The 16356-nt window shown below is 69.2% G+C and carries 11 protein-coding genes; 6 read left to right on the top strand and 5 right to left on the bottom strand.

The features are described from left to right. Positions 1-4: 4 nt before the first annotated feature. From glgB to glgX, 3 genes are all read right to left on the bottom strand, one after another. On the bottom strand, positions 5-2212 hold the full coding sequence (gene glgB, locus ACQUSX_RS02620; protein ID WP_428905410.1) for a 1,4-alpha-glucan branching protein GlgB: 2208 nt from the start codon (positions 2210-2212) through the stop codon (positions 5-7). Next, complete coding sequence (locus ACQUSX_RS02615; protein WP_428905409.1) at positions 2209-4233, bottom strand: alpha-1,4-glucan--maltose-1-phosphate maltosyltransferase; 2025 nt, start codon at positions 4231-4233, stop codon at positions 2209-2211. Before ACQUSX_RS02615 ends, glgB begins: the two co-directional genes overlap by 4 nt. A 100-nt stretch (positions 4234-4333) precedes the next feature. Next, positions 4334-6403, bottom strand: a complete 2070-nt coding sequence (gene glgX, locus ACQUSX_RS02610) for a glycogen debranching protein GlgX (RefSeq protein ID WP_428905408.1) — start codon at positions 6401-6403, stop codon at positions 4334-4336. A 98-nt stretch (positions 6404-6501) separates the two neighbouring features. On the opposite strand from glgX, the gene ACQUSX_RS02605 reads away from it, so the two are divergent. The 6 genes from ACQUSX_RS02605 to ACQUSX_RS02580 all read left to right on the top strand — a co-directional run bounded on the left by ACQUSX_RS02605 (position 6502) and on the right by ACQUSX_RS02580 (position 12668). Beyond that, positions 6502-7677, top strand: coding sequence for a cysteine desulfurase family protein (locus ACQUSX_RS02605; protein WP_428905407.1), 1176 nt, complete (start codon positions 6502-6504; stop codon positions 7675-7677). A 10-nt stretch (positions 7678-7687) separates the two neighbouring features. Further along, positions 7688-8785, top strand: coding sequence for a tRNA 2-thiouridine(34) synthase MnmA (mnmA, locus tag ACQUSX_RS02600; protein WP_428905406.1), 1098 nt, complete (start codon positions 7688-7690; stop codon positions 8783-8785). 63 nt (positions 8786-8848) lie between these two features. Further along, positions 8849-11167 (top strand): NAD-dependent DNA ligase LigA, encoded by a 2319-nt coding sequence (gene ligA / locus ACQUSX_RS02595; protein ID WP_428905405.1) that lies wholly within the window; start codon positions 8849-8851, stop codon positions 11165-11167. Next, positions 11160-11696, top strand: coding sequence for a P-loop nucleotide/nucleoside kinase family protein (locus ACQUSX_RS02590; RefSeq protein WP_428905404.1), 537 nt, complete (start codon positions 11160-11162; stop codon positions 11694-11696). The genes ligA and ACQUSX_RS02590 overlap by 8 nt, the downstream gene beginning before the upstream one ends. A 22-nt stretch (positions 11697-11718) precedes the next feature. Further along, positions 11719-12168 carry a hypothetical protein gene (locus ACQUSX_RS02585; RefSeq protein WP_428905403.1) on the top strand — a complete coding sequence of 150 codons (450 nt, stop codon included), beginning with the start codon at positions 11719-11721 and terminating at the stop codon, positions 12166-12168. Positions 12169-12221: 53 nt separating this feature from the next. Further along, complete coding sequence (locus ACQUSX_RS02580) at positions 12222-12668, top strand: GNAT family N-acetyltransferase (RefSeq protein ID WP_428905402.1); 447 nt, start codon at positions 12222-12224, stop codon at positions 12666-12668. Between the two features lie 30 nt (positions 12669-12698). On the opposite strand, the gene ACQUSX_RS02575 is transcribed toward ACQUSX_RS02580, so the two are convergent. Together ACQUSX_RS02575 and ACQUSX_RS02570 are read right to left on the bottom strand one after the other, a co-directional pair. Next, positions 12699-14591: a DEAD/DEAH box helicase gene (locus ACQUSX_RS02575; protein WP_428905401.1), complete on the bottom strand. Its 1893-nt coding sequence runs from the start codon at positions 14589-14591 to the stop codon at positions 12699-12701. A gap of 41 nt (positions 14592-14632) precedes the next feature. Continuing rightward, positions 14633-16333: a long-chain-fatty-acid--CoA ligase gene (locus tag ACQUSX_RS02570; protein WP_428905400.1), complete on the bottom strand. Its 1701-nt coding sequence runs from the start codon at positions 16331-16333 to the stop codon at positions 14633-14635. Positions 16334-16356: the final 23 nt, after the last annotated feature.

Genomic DNA, 16356 nt, shown 5'->3' with positions numbered 1-16356 from the left:
CCGTTCACCACTGGCTGGGCGTCGGAAGGTGCGGATCAGGCTGGTATCGGAACCACAGCGTCGTCAGCGCAGGCAGCGTGACCGTGGCTACGGCCGGCGCGTCATCCGCATCCCGGCGCGCTGAGATCATGCCGAGGTTGCCGTTGTCGTCCCCGCCGAATTCCGCGGCGTTCGTGTTCAGGATCTCCTGCCACGCGCCCTCGACGGGCAGCGCGAGACGGTAGCCTGTGCGCGTCGCTCCGGCGAAGTTGGTCACGACGACCAGCCGGCCCCCGTGGGCGTCGCGACGTTCGAACGCGATGACGCTGGGGTCCCACGTGGGCGCCCCGAGTCGCGAGAACGAAGTGCTGTCGTTGTCGCGCTCCCACAGCGGCGCCTGTGCGCGATAGGTGGCGTTCATCGAGCCGACGAAGCGCTGCAGCTGCTCGTGCGCGGGCTGGTCCAGCAGCCACCAGTCCAGTTCGCGATCCACTGACCATTCCCCGATCTGGCCGAACTCCTGCCCCATGAACAGCAGCTTCTTGCCGGGGTGGCCCCACATGTATCCCAGGTAGGCGCGGACGTTGGCGAGCTTGTGCGCATGGTCTCCCGGCATCCGCGACACCAGGCTTCCCTTGCCGTGCACGACCTCGTCGTGGCTGATCGGCAGCATGTAGTTCTCGCCGAACGCGTACACGAACGAGAAGGTGATCTCGCCCTCGTGATGGGAGCGGTGAAGCGGGTCGCGCTTCATGTAGACGAGGGAGTCGTTCATCCAGCCCATGTTCCATTTGAAGCCGAAGCCGAGCCCGGCGTGATCGGTCGGGGCGGTGACGCCGGGGAACGCGGTGGACTCCTCCGCGATCATCACGATGCCCTTGTGCAGCCGGTAAGCGGTGGCGTTCACCTCCTGCAGGAAGCGGATCGCCTCGAGGTTCTCTCGTCCGCCGTGGACGTTCGGCTCCCACTCGCCGTCATTCCGCGAGTAGTCCAGGTAGAGCATCGATGCGACCGCGTCGACCCGCAGTCCGTCGACGTGGAACTCGCTGAGCCAGAACAGCGCGTTCGCGACGAGGAAGTTGCGCACCTCGTTGCGTCCATAGTCGAAGATCAGCGTGCCCCAGTCCTGATGCTCGCCGCGGCGCGGATCTGGATGCTCGTAGAGCGAGCGTCCGTCGAATCGGGCAAGAGCGAAGTCGTCCTTGGGGAAGTGACCCGGCACCCAGTCCATGATCACGCCGATGCCGGCCTGGTGCAGCTGGTCGATCAGGTACCTCAGATCGTCCGGAGAGCCGTATCGACTCGTCGCGGCGTAGTAGCCGGTGACCTGATACCCCCAGGAGCCGCCGAACGGATGCTCGGCGAGGGGCATGAACTCGACGTGCGTGAATCCCGTCGCCTTGACATGGTCGATCAGGGGAGCGGCGACGTCGCGATAGCTGAGCCCACCCCGCCAGGACCCGAGGTGCACCTCGTAGACCGACATCGGCTGTGCGACCGCATGCGTCGCGGCACGGCGCGTGAGCCAGGCACTGTCACCCCACTTGTAGGCGCTCAGGGTGACGATGGAGGCGGTAGCCGGCGGAACCTCCGCCTGCTGCGCCATCGGATCGGCCTTGAGAACCCAGCGGCCGTCCGGCGTGAGCATCTCGTACTTGTACCGGCTGCCCACCGCGAGGTCGGGGATGAACAGCTCCCACACGCCGCTGGCGCCCATGGAGCGCATCGCATGGCCCTCGCCGTTCCAGTCGTTCCAGTCCCCGCACACTCGAACCGCCTGTGCGTCGGGAGCCCAGACCGCGAAGTCGACGCCGCGATCGCCGTCGAACACCCGCGGGTGGGCGCCGAGCACCTCCCACAGCCGCTCGTGCCGCCCCTCGCCGATGAGATGCAGGTCGAGATCGCCGATCGACGGCAGATACCTGTATGGGTCGCCGGCGAGCTTCTCGTCCTCACCTGCGTAGACGGTGGCGAGCCGGTACGGCACCGGCGGACCCGCGTGCGTGCCCTCCCAGATGCCGTGCGCGACGTGAGCGAGGGGGAGGCGGTCACCGTCGACGAAGACCGCGGTCACGGATTCCGCGAGCGGCCGTCGCGTGCGGATGACAGTGGTCGTCCGCCCGACGGCATCCGTGGTCGGATGCGCCCCCAGCAGCGTGTGGGGGTTGTGGTGGGCGCCGTTCGCCGCCTTCCGCCACTCCTCGGAAACGGAGACGCTTTCGATGTGGCTCATGATCGCTCCTTCACCTTCAGGATGTGCACCGGCTCGGCGAAAGCGTCGAGTCGCACATAGTTGTGGTCGTTCCAGGTCCAGACGGCTCCGGTGAGCAGATCCTCGACCTCGAAGTCGTCCCCGGGCTCGACGCCCCAGATCCGGGTGTCGAGGTGCACGGTCGTCTCGCGCACGGAGTGCGGATCGACGTTGGCGACGATGATCAGGGTGTCGGATGAGCCGGTCCCCGTGAATGCGGCATCCAGATGCTTGGAATAGACGAGCACGGCGTCGTCGTCGCTCCAGTGCGCGGAGAAGTTGCGCAGCTGGCCGAGCGCGGGATGCGCGGCGCGGATCTCGTTCAGCCGGCGCAGCAGCGGCGTCAGCGACTCGCCTCGGTCCTCGGCGCCCTGCCAGTCCCGGAACTTGTACTCGTACTTCTCATTGTCGATGTTCTCCTCGGAACCCGGCCTCGCGACGTTCTCGATCAGCTCGTAGCCGGCGTACACGCCCCACGTCGGAGCTGCGGTGGCTGCGATGCACGCGCGGATGCGGTACGCCGCGCGCCCGCCGTACTGCAAGTACTCGGTGAGGATGTCGTGCGTGTTCACGAACAGGTTCGGGCGCATGTAGTCGCTGGTCTCGTGCGAGACGGAGGTGAGGAACTCCTCGAGCTCGGCCTTCGTGTTCCGCCAGGTGAAGTACGAGTAGCTCTGCTGGAAGCCCACCGCGGCGAGCGCGCGCATGACGGCGGGGCGCGTGAACGCCTCGGAGAGGAAGATCACATCCGGATCCCGCCGATTGACCTCGGCGATGAGCCATTCCCAGAACTGCAGGGGCTTGGTGTGCGGGTTGTCGACGCGGAAGATCTTCACGCCCAGCGCGACCCAGTGCATGACGACGCGCAGCATCTCGGCGTAGATCCCCGCTGGATCGTTGTCGAAGTTCAGCGGGTAGATGTCCTGGTACTTCTTCGGCGGGTTCTCCGCGTAGGCGATCGTCCCGTCCGGCAGGGCCGTGAACCACTCCGGATGCTCTCTCACCCACGGATGATCCGGCGACGCCTGCAGGGCGAGGTCGAGCGCGACCTCCAGCCCCTCCCGCTGAGCCGCGCTCACGAAGGAGCGGAAGTCCTTCTCGGTGCCGAGCTCCGGGTGGATCGCATCGTGCCCGCCGTCCGCGGAGCCGATCGCGTAGGGGGATCCGGGGTCGCCCGGCTCGGTGGTGAGGGTGTTGTTGCGGCCCTTGCGGTTGGTCGTTCCGATCGGATGGATAGGCACGAGGTAGACGACGTCGAAGCCCATCCCGGCGACGCCTGGCAGCCGCTTGGCGGCGGTGCGCAGCGTGCCGCTCTTGACCGTGCCGTCCTTGCGGCGCACGGCGCCCTCCGAGCGCGGGAAGAATTCGTACCAGGCCCCCACGCCGGCGAGCCTGCGCTCGACCCGCAGCGTCAGCCAGTCGGTCATCGAGCCGAGGGATGCCAGTGGGCGCGCTGCGAAGGCGCCGGCAAGCTCCTCGTCGACGGCGACGGACCGCAGCACCTCCGCATCAGCGACGGCGAGGCGCTTGGTAGCGGCCTTCAGCATCCGCACCTCAGCGGCGGGCCGATCCTTCTCCTTCGCCGCCGACGTCAGCAGCTGCATGCCGAGCGCGCCCATGACGGCGATGTCGACGCCTGCGGCGGCTTTGACATCCGCGGCGTGAGCCCACGTGGCGAAGTCGTCCGCGAACGACTCGAACCTGTAGCGCCAGGATCCGGGGCGGTCGATGGCGATCAAGGTGCGCCAGCGGTCGGTGCCGTCGTCGAGCGCGCCGAGACGATGCAGGGTGTCCGCACCGTCGGGATCGACGAGGCGAAGGTGCACTCCGAGGCGATCATGCCCTTCGCGGAATGCGACCACTTCGAAGGGAACCGCTTCGCCGGCGAACGCTTTGGCGGGGAACCCGTGCGGGGCGCGCGGGGTCGGATCGAACACCGGAATCCGGCCGACGTGAGTGCCACCCACCGGTTCGGCGTCGACCGCAGGGCGTGCGGGGATCATGGCGGGGCTTCTCAGCCCCGCGGATTCTTGAGCCGTCGGTGCCGCCACACTCCGAATGTACCGCTCCGGCGGTCGGGAGTCACTCCACTCGGAGGCCGAGTCACTCCACTCGGAAGAGCTGCATCGACGTGCCGGAGATCGGAAGCACATCGCCGGGCAGATGGCGGCGCTCGTCCTGTGCCGGAGTCTCGTCCGCACTGGACCACAGCGAAACGAATGCGGTCGCGTTCTCGATGTCGTCGGGCAGACGCACGTCGATGGGCGCCTCGGTGCCGTGCACGATCAGCAGGATGCGATTGCTTTCGCCGTCGTGCGGGATGCTGGAGGCGACGTACTGCAGGGTGCGGTTGCGCGGGTCGTTCCACTGCTCGACCGCCATGGTCCGCCCGTCCTGGTCGTACCAGTCCATCTCCGATGCCTCGGGGACGTGCTCGCCGAGCCGCGCGTAACGCGCGGGTCGCAGGGCGGGGTTCTCGGCGCGCAGGCGCGTGAGCAGGGCGACGTGCGCGCGCAGGTCCTGCTGCCACGGCTCGTGCTCCCAGCTCAGCCAGGTGAGGGGGGAGTCGTGGCAGTAGGCGTTGTTGTTGCCCTGCTGGCTGCGGCCGAACTCATCGCCGGCGGTGATCATCGGGATGCCCGCGGAGAGCAGCAGCGTGCCCATCAGATTGCGCATGGCCTTGCGCCGTGCAGCCAGCACGGCGGGGTGGTCGGTCTCGCCCTCGACGCCGTGGTTGAAAGAGCGGTTGACGTCAGCGCCGTCCCGGTTGTGCTCGCCGTTCGCCTCGTTGTGCTTGACGTCGTACGAGACCAGATCGTGCAGCGTGAAGCCATCGTGCGCCGTGACGAAGTTGACGCTCGCCAGCGGACCGCGCTCTTCGCTGTAGGTGTTCGCCGAGCCCGCGAGGCGGTTGGCGAAGCCGCCGATGCCGACGGGGGCGGATGCCCGGCGCGCGTAGTCGATGTCGCTGAGCCAGAAGTTGCGCGCGCGGTCGCGGTAGCGGTCGTTCCACTCGCTCCAGCCGTCCGGGAAGTTGCCGGTCTGCCAGCCGCCGAGACCGACGTCCCATGGCTCGGCGATGATCTTCACATCCTGCAGCGCGGGATCGTCGCGGATGGCGAGCAGCAGGGGGTGCTCCGGGTCGTACTCGTGGGTGGCACCGCGGCCGAGAGCGGTGGCGAGATCGAAGCGGAATCCGTCGATCTGCATCTCGCTCGCCCAGTAGCGAAGCGAATCGAGGACGAGGCGCGCTGCGGCAGCCGTCGCGGTGTTGACAGTGTTGCCGACGCCGGTGGTGTCTATGTACGCGCCGTCCGGCTGCTGCCGGTAGTAGCGGGCATTGTCGATGCCGCGCAGACTCGAGCGCGGACCGCCGATGCCCTCTTCGCTGGTGTGGTTGTAGACGACATCCAGGATCACCTCGATGCCCGCCTCGTGCAGCAGCTTCACCATCCCCTTGAACTCGGCGAGCACGGCTTCGGGGCCGGCGTTGCGGGCGGCCTCGGTCGCGTACGCGGTGTGCGGGGTGAAGAAGTTGAGAGTGTTGTAGCCCCAGTAGTTCGTGAGGCCTCGCTCGAGCAGGCGCGGCTCGGGGACGAAGGCGTGCACGGGCAGCAGCTCCACCGCGGTCACCCCCAGCTCGCGCAGGTAGGAGACCATCGCCGGGTGCGCGAGGCCCGCGTATGTGCCGTGCAGCGCTGCGGGCACGTCGGGATGCCGCTTCGTGAGGCCCTTCACGTGGCCCTCGTAGATGACGGTCTCGTCCAGCGGCGTGCGCGGCTTCTCTATCCCGCCCCAGTCGAAGCCGTCGACGATGACGACGGAGCGCCATTGCTCATATCCGTTGCCCTGCGCGAGGCCACGACAGTACGGGTCGAGCAGCAGGGTGTTCGGGTTGAACGTGTTGCCGGGGCCGTGCGGTCCGTCGACGCGCAGCGCGTAACGTGCGCCGGGCTGCAGCAGCTCGGTCGTCACCTCCCAGACGCCGCCTGCACGGCGCTTGAGGGGCAGTGTGGCGGTCTCCCAGTCGAGGTCGTCCTCGTCGAAGAGCACCAGCTCGACCGATGAGGCGCTCTGCGACCAGACGCGCAGGGTTCCCACGCCGTCGTGCAGTCGGACGCCGAGGTCATCGAGGACGGCGCCGCCGAGTGGCGGCGTTGTGGGCTCAGGCATGAGGAACAGCCTAAGCGCGGGAAGTGAACGGCGGTGAATCCGCGTACCGGTGTCGACGAACCCGAGTCCCGCGTCGCCGGCGGTGGGAGGATGGAAGGATGCGGTTCTACCTCGACCATGCGGCGACCACGCCCCTGCGACCCGAAGCGCGTGAAGCGTGGCTGGCGGTCGCCGATGTCGTCGGGAACGCGGCCTCGACGCACGGCGCGGGCCAGGATGCCAGGCGCGTGCTGGAGGAATCGCGCGAGCGCGCAGCCGCGGTGCTGGGCTGCGAGCCGATCGAGGTCGTCTTCACTTCCGGCGGCACCGAATCGATCAACACCGCGTTGCGGGGACTGTGGGCGATGCGCCGGCCGGAGACAGCGGCCGTCGTACTTCCGGATGCCGAGCATCACGCCACCATGGACACCGTCGCTTCGCTCGCGACCGAGGGCGCGCAGGTGCGAGCCGTCGCCGTGGACGAGCTCGGCCGGATCCGCCTGGACTCCTTCGAGCGGGCGCTGCCCGGCGCGGCTGTCGCGACCGCACTGGTGGCGAACAATGAGGTCGGCACCATCAACGACGCAGCGGGGCTGAGCGCCGCATCGGCCGCTGCCGGAGTGCCGCTGCACCTCGACGCCGTCGCCGCCTGGGGACATCTGCCCCTGTCGTTCCGGGCGCTTCGCGGGGACGCGCCGGCAGGAGGCGGCCTGGTCGCCATGAGCGTGGCGGGGCACAAGCTCGGCGCGCCGGTCGGCATCGGCGCGCTGGTCGTCGCACGGACTGCCCGGCTGGCTCCGCTGCTGCACGGCGGGGCGCAGCAGCGGGGACTGCGTGCCGGCACCCAGGACGTCGCCGGAGCCGCCGCCCTCGCCGCCGTCCTGGCAGCGGTCGAAGCCGAGCGGGAGACCGAGACCGAGCGGCTGAGCTGCCTGCGTGACCGACTGATCGAAGGCATCCGCTCCGTCGTCCCGACGGCGGTGCTGCTCGGCGATCCGGTCGACCGGCTGCCGGGCAATGCGCACCTGCTCTTCCCAGGGGCGGTGGGGGAGAGTCTGCTGTTCCTGCTCGACATGGCCGGTGTCGCGGCGTCCACCGGCTCGGCGTGCCAGGCCGGCGTCGCCGAGCCCTCCCACGTCGTCATGGCGATGGGCAGAGGCGAGAGCGACGCGCGCAGCGTGCTGCGCTTCACGCTCGGTGCGACCTCGACGGTTGCCGACGTCGACGCCGTGCTCGCCGTGATCTCGGATGCTGTCGCCCGGGCATCCGGTGCCCGTTCAGGCGTGCGCTCGTAGACTGGAGCCCATGCGAGTTCTGGCAGCGATGAGCGGCGGAGTCGACTCCGCCGTCGCGGCGGCCCGTGCGGTCGAGGCGGGGCACGACGTCGTCGGCGTGCACCTCGCGCTCTCGCGCGCCGGTGGCACTCTGCGCACCGGCAGCCGCGGATGCTGCACGATCGAGGACGCGATGGATGCCCGGCGCGTGTCTGATCTGCTCGGCATCCCGTTCTACGTCTGGGACTTCTCCGAGCGCTTCCGCGAGGACGTGATCGAGGACTTCATCTCGGAGTACCAGGCCGGCCGCACCCCCAACCCGTGCCTGCGATGCAACGAGAAGATCAAGTTCGCAGCCCTCCTGGAGCGGGCGATCGAGCTCGGGTTCGATGCCGTGTGCACCGGCCACTACGCCACCCTGATCGACGGTGCCGACGGGCTCGAGCTGCACCGGGCATCCGACGCGGCGAAGGACCAGTCGTACGTGCTGGGCGTGCTCACCGCCGAACAGATCGCGCACACCTACTTCCCGCTCGGCGAGACGCCGTCGAAGGCACTGGTGCGCGCCGAAGCCGCTGAGCGCGGCATCAGCGTCGCGCAGAAGCCGGACAGCCACGACATCTGCTTCATCCCCGACGGCGACACGCGCGGCTGGCTGGCCGAGAAGGTCGGCACGGCGACCGGTGAGGTCGTCGATCGCACGGGAGCGGTCGTGGGCAGCCATGAGGGTGCGCACGCCTTCACCGTCGGACAGCGCCGTGGGCTCCGCCTCGGCGTTCCCGCGGCCGACGGCAAGCCGCGGTTCGTGCTCGAGGTGCGTCCCGTGACGAACACCGTCGTGGTCGGCCCCAAGGAGGCGCTGGCGATCGCCGAGATCTCGGGGGAGCGGTTCTCCTGGGCAGGGGCGGCCCCTGGGGCGTCCGAGTTCGAGTGCGAGGTGCAGATCCGCGCGCACGCCGACCCCGTTCCCGCACGGGCGTTCGTGACCGCGGGCGGGGTGCGGGTGGTGCCCGAGCAGCCTCTCGACGGTGTCGCACCGGGCCAGAGCGCCGTCATCTACGTCGGCACCCGCGTGCTCGGCCAGTTCACGATCGACACCACGGTCTCGGCGGTTCCGGTCGACGCCTGAGCGGCATGTCGCGGCCGTCGCGGGGTACCCGCGGATGTCGGTGCGCGCTCGTAGACTCGTTCTGTGCCGGAGAACATCTCGCTGGAAGACGCCCGCGTCGAGGCCGAAGAGCTGACCACACGCATCCTGGATGCGAAGGACGCCTACTACGGGCGCGACACCTCGCTCGTCGACGACGCGACCTACGACGGATGGATGCGCCGGCTCGCAGAGCTCGAGCGGCTGCACCCGGAGCTTCAGGGGCAGGATTCACCGACGCAGATGGTCGGTGCGGCAGAGACGACGGGGCTCGCCACGATCGAGCACGCTGAGCGGATGCTGAGTCTCGACAACGTCTTCTCGATCGACGAGCTGCGCGACTGGGAGGTCAAGACCGCCGCCGCCGCGGGCCGCGAGGTCGCCTGGCTCACGGAGCTGAAGATCGACGGGCTCGCGATCAATCTGCGCTACGAGAACGGCGTGCTGACCTCGGCCGCCACCCGCGGCGACGGGCGCATCGGCGAGATCGTCACCGAGAACGCACTGCGCCTCGCCGACATCCCGGAGCGACTGAGCGGTCAGGGACATCCGTCCATCGTCGAAGTGCGCGGCGAGGTGTTCATCCCGGTGGCCGCGTTCGAGCGCCTCAACGCCGCGCAGGCGGAGTTCCGCGAGCGCACCTACGCCGACGCCCTTGCCCGCTGGGAGGCGCGCACCGGCGCCAAGAAGCCCTTCGACGACGAGAAGGCGCGCACGGCCGCCGCCCGCCGGTTCCCGTCATTCGCGAACCCCCGCAACGCCGCCAGCGGTGGGCTGCGGCAGCAGATCGACAAGAAGCGAGGACTCGAACTCGAAGCCGGCCTGCTGCGCATCGACTCGCTGTCGCTCTACGTGCACGGCATCGGCGCCTGGCAGGATCCGCCCGTAGCGGCGCAGAGCGAGGTGTACGACCTGCTCGCCCAGTGGGGCCTGCCGACCAGTCCGCATGCGAAGGTGTGCCGCACGCTCGAGGAAGTCGCGGACTTCGTCGCATACTTCGGCGAGCACCGGCACGACATCGAGCACGAGCTCGACGGCATCGTCGTCAAGGTCGACGAGCTCGCGCTGCACGACGAGCTCGGGATCACAAGTCGAGCACCGCGATGGGCGATCGCCTACAAGTACCCACCGGAAGAGGTGCAGACGAAGCTGATCGACATCGTCGTCTCGGTCGGCCGCACCGGACGGGCGACGCCATTCGCCGTGATGGAGCCGGCCCACGTGGCGGGCTCGGTCGTGCGGCAGGCGACGCTGCACAACAAGGACGTCGTCAAGGCCAAGGGCGTGCTCATCGGCGACACCGTGGTGCTGCGAAAGGCCGGTGATGTGATCCCCGAGGTGCTGGGCCCGGTCGTTGAGCGGCGTGACGGCACCGAGCGGGAGTTCGTCATGCCGGAGCTCTGCCCGGAATGCGGCACCCCGCTGCGGCCGATGAAGGAGGGCGACATCGACCTGCGGTGCCCCAACGCGCGCTCCTGCCCGGCGCAGGTGCGAGGGCGCGTGGAGCATATTGGCTCACGCGGGGCGCTCGACATCGAGGCACTCGGCGAGGTCACTGCCGCAGCTCTCACGCAGCCCACGAATCCCGAGACGCCACCGCTGGAGACCGAGGCCGGGTTGTTCGCCCTGACGCTCGAGCAGCTGGTGCCGATCGAGCTCTTCGTGCGCGACGCCGAGACCGGGCTGCCCAAGCTCGACGACGACGGGCTGGTGAAGACCCGGGCGCCGTTCCGCCGCAACCCCAACGCAGAAGAGAAGAGGAGGGGCCTCGCCGGCCCGCAGCCCTCGTCGCATGCCACCACGCTGCTCGCCGAGCTCGAGAAGGCGAAGACGAAGGAGCTCTGGCGTCTTCTCGTCGCGCTGAACATCCGGCACGTCGGCCCGGTGGCCGCCCGAGCGCTGGCGCAGTGGTTCGGATCATTGGACGCCATTCGCGCGGCATCCCGCGACGAGCTCGCCGCGGTCGAAGGCGTCGGAGGGATCATCGCCGACTCGCTCCTGGACTGGTTCGCCGTCGACTGGCACGTCGACATCATCGACCAGTGGACGGCCGCGGGCGTGCAGTGGGCGACACCCGGGCATCCGGGTCCCGGCGCAGCAGCAGCGGCCGGCGGGGTTCTGGAAGGACTCACCGTTGTCGCCACCGGCAGCCTCGACGGCTACACCCGCGATGGTGCGCAGGAGGCGATCATCAACGCGGGTGGCAAGGCGGCGTCCAGCGTCTCGAAGAAGACCGACTTCGTCGCCGCCGGTCCCGGCGCCGGCTCGAAACTCGCGAAGGCCGAGGCCCTCGGCATCCGCATTCTCGATGCGGCGCAGTTCCATGTGCTCGTGACGGCGGGACCGGACGCGCTGGATGCCTGATCGACTCATCGTCCTCAACGGCATGGCAGGTGCGGGCAAGACGACGCTGGCCATGCCACTCGCCGCCGCGCTCGGGGCCGTCGCCGTATCGAAGGATGCCATCAAGGAGGCGCTCGGCGACGCCGTCGCCGCGCCGCTGCCGACCCGCCGGATCGGTGCCCTCGCCGCGGATGCCCTGTGGCGCATCGTCGGGATGCTGGAGGGCACGGTGCTCGTCGAGTCGGTCTGGCTTGCGGGACGGGACGAGGAATGGTTCCGGCGCGGCTGGGAGTCCGCGGGTGCTCCTGCCGGCATCGAGGTCTGGTGCGAAGCACCGCGGGACGTGATGCGCGAGCGCTATCGCACGCGGCCGCGACACGCGGTGCACGACGACGGCGTCCGGCTCGCCGAGTGGGACGCGGCCGCGGACGCCGCGCGCCCGATCACCGGATTCCCCGTCGTGCGGGTCGACACCTCGCAGCCCGTCGACGTCGACGCCCTCGCAGCTGTCATCCGCCAGACCTTCAGCCCTGACCGACGGGAGGTCTGACTTGCGACGCTACGGACCGCTCATGGCCATGGGAGATGCACTCGTCGTCGGCGACCCCGGACGCAGTCATCTCCGGCTGACGCCGGAGGCGGTGATCATCCGCGAGGGGACGGAGAGCGGCGGCGTCCTGGCCTGGGCGAGCGTCGAACACCTCTCGCTCGACGTGCCCACGACGCGGTTCCGACTGCCGGGCTTTCTCGGAACCGTGCTGTTGGGTGCGTGGGCGGTCGTCACCATGGCGGACCCCGGCATCGAACCCGACGACGGCTCAGCGCACCTCACCGCCGATGGCGAGACGCGGATGCTGCCGCTCAGCCGGCATCACGTCGGCGGCTACTGGGCGCCGACGGTGAAGGGCGCCAACCGCCTTCTCGCCCACCTGATAGGGAACCCGGGCCAGCGGGCGCTGCTGGCGCGTCCTGAGGCCCTGGTGCAGCTTGCGGCCCGACTCGCACGCGCAAGCGCGGGCTGACGAGTCTCACCCGGGCGATCGAGCCGAGTAGCGATCGACCATAAGCTCGTTCCATGACTGTGCATGCGGATGAAGCGACCCTGGTGGACCTTGAGCGCGGCGACGGGCGCTGGGCATCCGCGCTGCCGGTGCTGCAGGAGCTGCGTCCGCACCTGACGAAGGAGCTGCTGGCACAGGTGCTCGACGAGGGGGCGCCGCAGGGGCTGCGCTTCACCGCGGTCTTCGCGGGTGAGCAGTGCGTCGCCGTCGCCGGTTGGCGGATCATCGCGAACACAAGCGCGATCCGAAAGCTCTATGTCGATGATCTCTCGACCTCGGCATCCGAGCGCTCCCGCGGCTACGGCCGGTTGCTGCTCGATCACCTGCGCGAACAAGCGATCGCCGCCGGATGCCATTCGCTCGACCTCGACTCCGGGGTGCAGCGCTTCGACGCGCATCGCTTCTACCTGCGTGAGCGGATGGACATCGTCGCGCACCACTTCTCCCGCCGACTCCGCTGATGCGCGGAGCGGGCCGTGCCGCAGGCGGGATCAGCCCTTATGGCGGGGCTTGCGGTAGGGCTTGTCGTCGCCTCGGCCTGCACGGTCGCGCTGGTAGCCGCCGTCGCGCGGGTAGCCGCCGTCGCGCGGACCCTTCGAATAGCCGCCACGGCGATCGTCATCGCGCGGGCCGCGTCGATTCGGCACGCCCCGATCGGGCTTGATCTCGATCAGCCGCCCCGAGATGCGAGTGTCGCGCAGCTTGTCGAGCACCGCCGGGTCGAGGTTCACCGGCAGCTCGACGATCGAGAAATCAGGCTTGATGGTGATCGCGCCGAAGTCATCGCGACCGAGGCCGCCCTCGTTCGCCAGTGCGCCGACGATCTGCCGCGGTTCCACGCGGTGACGTCGGCCGACCTCGATGCGGTACGCGGCGTAATCGCCACGACCGCGGCGCTCGCGCGGTGCGCGATCAGCGCGGTCGCCACGCTCCTGACGCTCGCGGGGCGGACGGTTGTCGCGCTCGACCGCCCTGGTGAGTGCGTCGTCCGCGGGGTCGAGCAGCAGCGGCGTCTCACCCTGCGCCACGACCGCCAGCGCGGCGGCCACGTCGGGCTCCGGCACGTCGTGGTGGCGCACGTAGTGATCGATGATGTCGCGGAACGCGTCGATCCGGCCGGTCTCCTGCAGCGCCGCGGTGATCGCGTCGTCGAAGCGCGCAAGCCGTGTCGAGTTGACGTCCTCCGTGGTCGGCAGCTGCATCTGCGTCGGCTGCTGGCGAGTCGCCTTCTCGATGTGCTTGAGCAGGTAGCGCTCCCGCGGGGTGATGAAGCTGATCGCGTCGCCGGTGCGACCGGCGCGGCCGGTGCGGCCGATCCGGTGCACGTAGGACTCGGTGTCGGTCGGGATGTCGAAGTTCACGACGTGGCTGATCCGCTCGACGTCGAGGCCGCGCGCTGCGACGTCCGTCGCGACCAGGATGTCGAGCTTGCCCGCCTTGAGCTGATTGACGCTGCGCTCGCGCTGAACCTGCGGCACGTCGCCGTTGATCGCGGCGGCCGAGTATCCGCGGGCCCGCAGCTTCTCGGCGAGCGTCTCGGTCTCGTTCTTCGTGCGGACGAACACGATCATCCCGTCGAAGTTCTCGACCTCGAGAATGCGGGTGAGTGCATCCACCTTCTGTGCGTACGAGACGACCAGGTAGCGCTGGGTGATGTTCTGGTTCGTCGTGGTCTTCGCCTTGATGGCGACTTCCTCAGGAGCGTTGAGGTACTGCTGAGCAAGGCGACGGATCGTGGCCGGCATGGTCGCGGAGAACAGCGAGACCTGCTTGTCGGCAGGCGTCTGCGCCAGGATCTGCTCGACGTCCTCGGCGAAGCCCATCTTGAGCATCTCGTCGGCCTCGTCGAGCACGAGGTACTTCAGCTCGGAGAGGTCGAGGGTGCCCTTGGCCTGGTGGTCCATGATGCGGCCGGGGGTGCCGACGACGATGTGCACGCCGCGACGCAGCGCCGAGAGCTGAACGCCGTAACCCTGCCCGCCGTACACCGGCAGCACCCGCACGTCCTTCATCCGCGCCGAGTAGGCCTCGAAGGCCTCGCAGACCTGCAGTGCGAGCTCGCGGGTGGGCGCGAGCACCAGGGCCTGCGGGGTCTTCTGCGCGAGGTCGAGGTTCTCGAGCACGGGCAGCGCGAACGCGGCCGTCTTGCCGGTTCCGGTCTGCGCCGTGCCGAGCACGTCGCGTCCCTCGAGCAGCAGCGGGATGGTCGCGGCCTGGATGGGTGACGGAGTCTCGTAGCCGAGTTCCCGGATCGTCTTGAGCACGGGCCCGGTGATGCCGAGTTCGTCGAAGCCGGGCTTCGCGTCCTCCTCGGCGATGGGCTGGGCGGCCTCAGCGGGGGTGTCGAGAGCGGGCTCAGCGGCGGCAGTATCGTCAGCAGTCACCTGCCAACGATAGTGCCTGAGGATGTGAGAGTGCTGGCCGCTCAGCTGCCGGTGGTCAGTCCGAGCAGTCGCTCCTTGACCTGGCGACGCAGCACCTTGCCGATCAGGGACTTCGGTAGCTCGTCGACGACGAACAGTCTGCGCGGCACCTTGTAGGGGGTGAGGATGCTGCGTGCGAACTCCCGGATGGCCTCGATGTCCGGATCGACGCCGGGCTCGACGACGATCGCGGCGACGACCTCCTCGCCGGAGTGGTCGCTGGGAAGCCCCACGACGGCGGCATCGATCACGTCGGGATGCTGGCGCAGCGCCCCCTCCACCTCGGTGGGGGCGACGTTGAAGCCACCGGTGATGATGAGCTCCTTGATGCGGTCGACGATTCGCACGAAGCCCTTCTCGTCGATCGTGACGATGTCACCTGTGCGGAACCAGCCGTCGACGAACACGGCGTCGGTCGCCTCGGGCTTGCCGTAGTAGCCCGAGAACACCTGCGGGCCGCGGACGATCAGCTCTCCGGGCGATCCTGCGGGCACATCGACCGTGGGGTTCTCCGGGTCGACGACGCGGCACTCGGTGCCGGGCAGCGGGAGGCCCACCGTTCCTGCGACGCGGTTCCCGGCGACGGGGTTGGCCATCAGCACGGGGGAGCACTCGCTGAGGCCGTAGCCCTCGACGAGGTAGCCGCCGCTCGCCTCCTCGAACGGCACCACCAGGTCGTGGGCCAGCGCCATGGCGCCCGAGATAGCGACCTCGGTGCCGGCGAGCGAGATGCCCTTCGCGTTCGCGGCCGCGAGCAGGCGCTCGGCGATGGGAGGCACGAGAGGCAGGAAGGTGGCCGGATGCTTCTTCGTCACGTCCAGCACCAGATCCGGGTCGAACTTCGGGAACAGCACGAGGCGCGCGCCCATCGACATCGCGAACGTCAGGCAGAGGGTCAGGCCGTAGGCGTGGAACATCGGCAGCACCGCGTAGACCACGCATCCGTCGCCCCGAGTGATCGAGGGCACCCAGGACTGCGCCTGCGCGGCGTTGGCGAGCAGGTTCCGGTGCGTCAGCGCCGCGCCCTTCGGCGTGCCGGTCGTGCCCGACGTGTACTGGATGATCGCCAGGTCGTCGGTCCCGGGGGCGGGATGCGATGCGGGCAGAGGATCGGATGCCACGAGCCGGTCCCAGCTGATGGCGTCGCGCACCTTGGCGGTGAGCGCCTCTCGGGATTCGCGGGCCTTCGCGATGGGCAGCTTCAGGGCGAGCTGAGTGGTCCAGGGCATGGCCTTGGTGATGTCGACGGAGATGAGGCTCGTGACGGTGAGGTCCTCGGGGAACGCCTGCACGGTCGCGGCGACCTTGCTCCAGACGATCGCGTGCTTCGCGCCGTGGTCCTCGAACTGCTTGCGAAGCTCGCGCGCCGTGTACAGCGGATTGTGCTCGACGACGACGGCGCCGAGGCGCAGCACCGCGTAGAACGCGATGATGTGCTGCGGGCAGTTCGGCAGCACGATCGCGACCGGATCGCCGGCGCCCACGCCCAGATCGCGCAGCCCCGCGGCGGCGCGGTCGATGGCATCCTGCATGTCGCGGTAGGTCGTCTCGCGGCCGAAGAACTGCAGGGCAGGTGCATCCGGATAATCCCGCACCGACGCGGCCACGATGTCGATGAGGGAGCCGGACACCGGGGGCAGATCCTCCGGCACGCCGTATGCGTAGCTGGCGGTCCACGGGCGAGGAGGCACGAACGTCGTCACGGGTTCAGCATACGTGTCTGGCA

Origin of the sequence: Microbacterium alcoholitolerans, assembly GCF_050408615.1 — a bacterium.
Taxonomy (GTDB): Bacteria; Actinomycetota; Actinomycetes; order Actinomycetales; family Microbacteriaceae; genus Microbacterium.
Note: the sequence above shows the minus strand (reverse complement) of the source record. Positions and strands in the feature narration are given on the sequence as shown.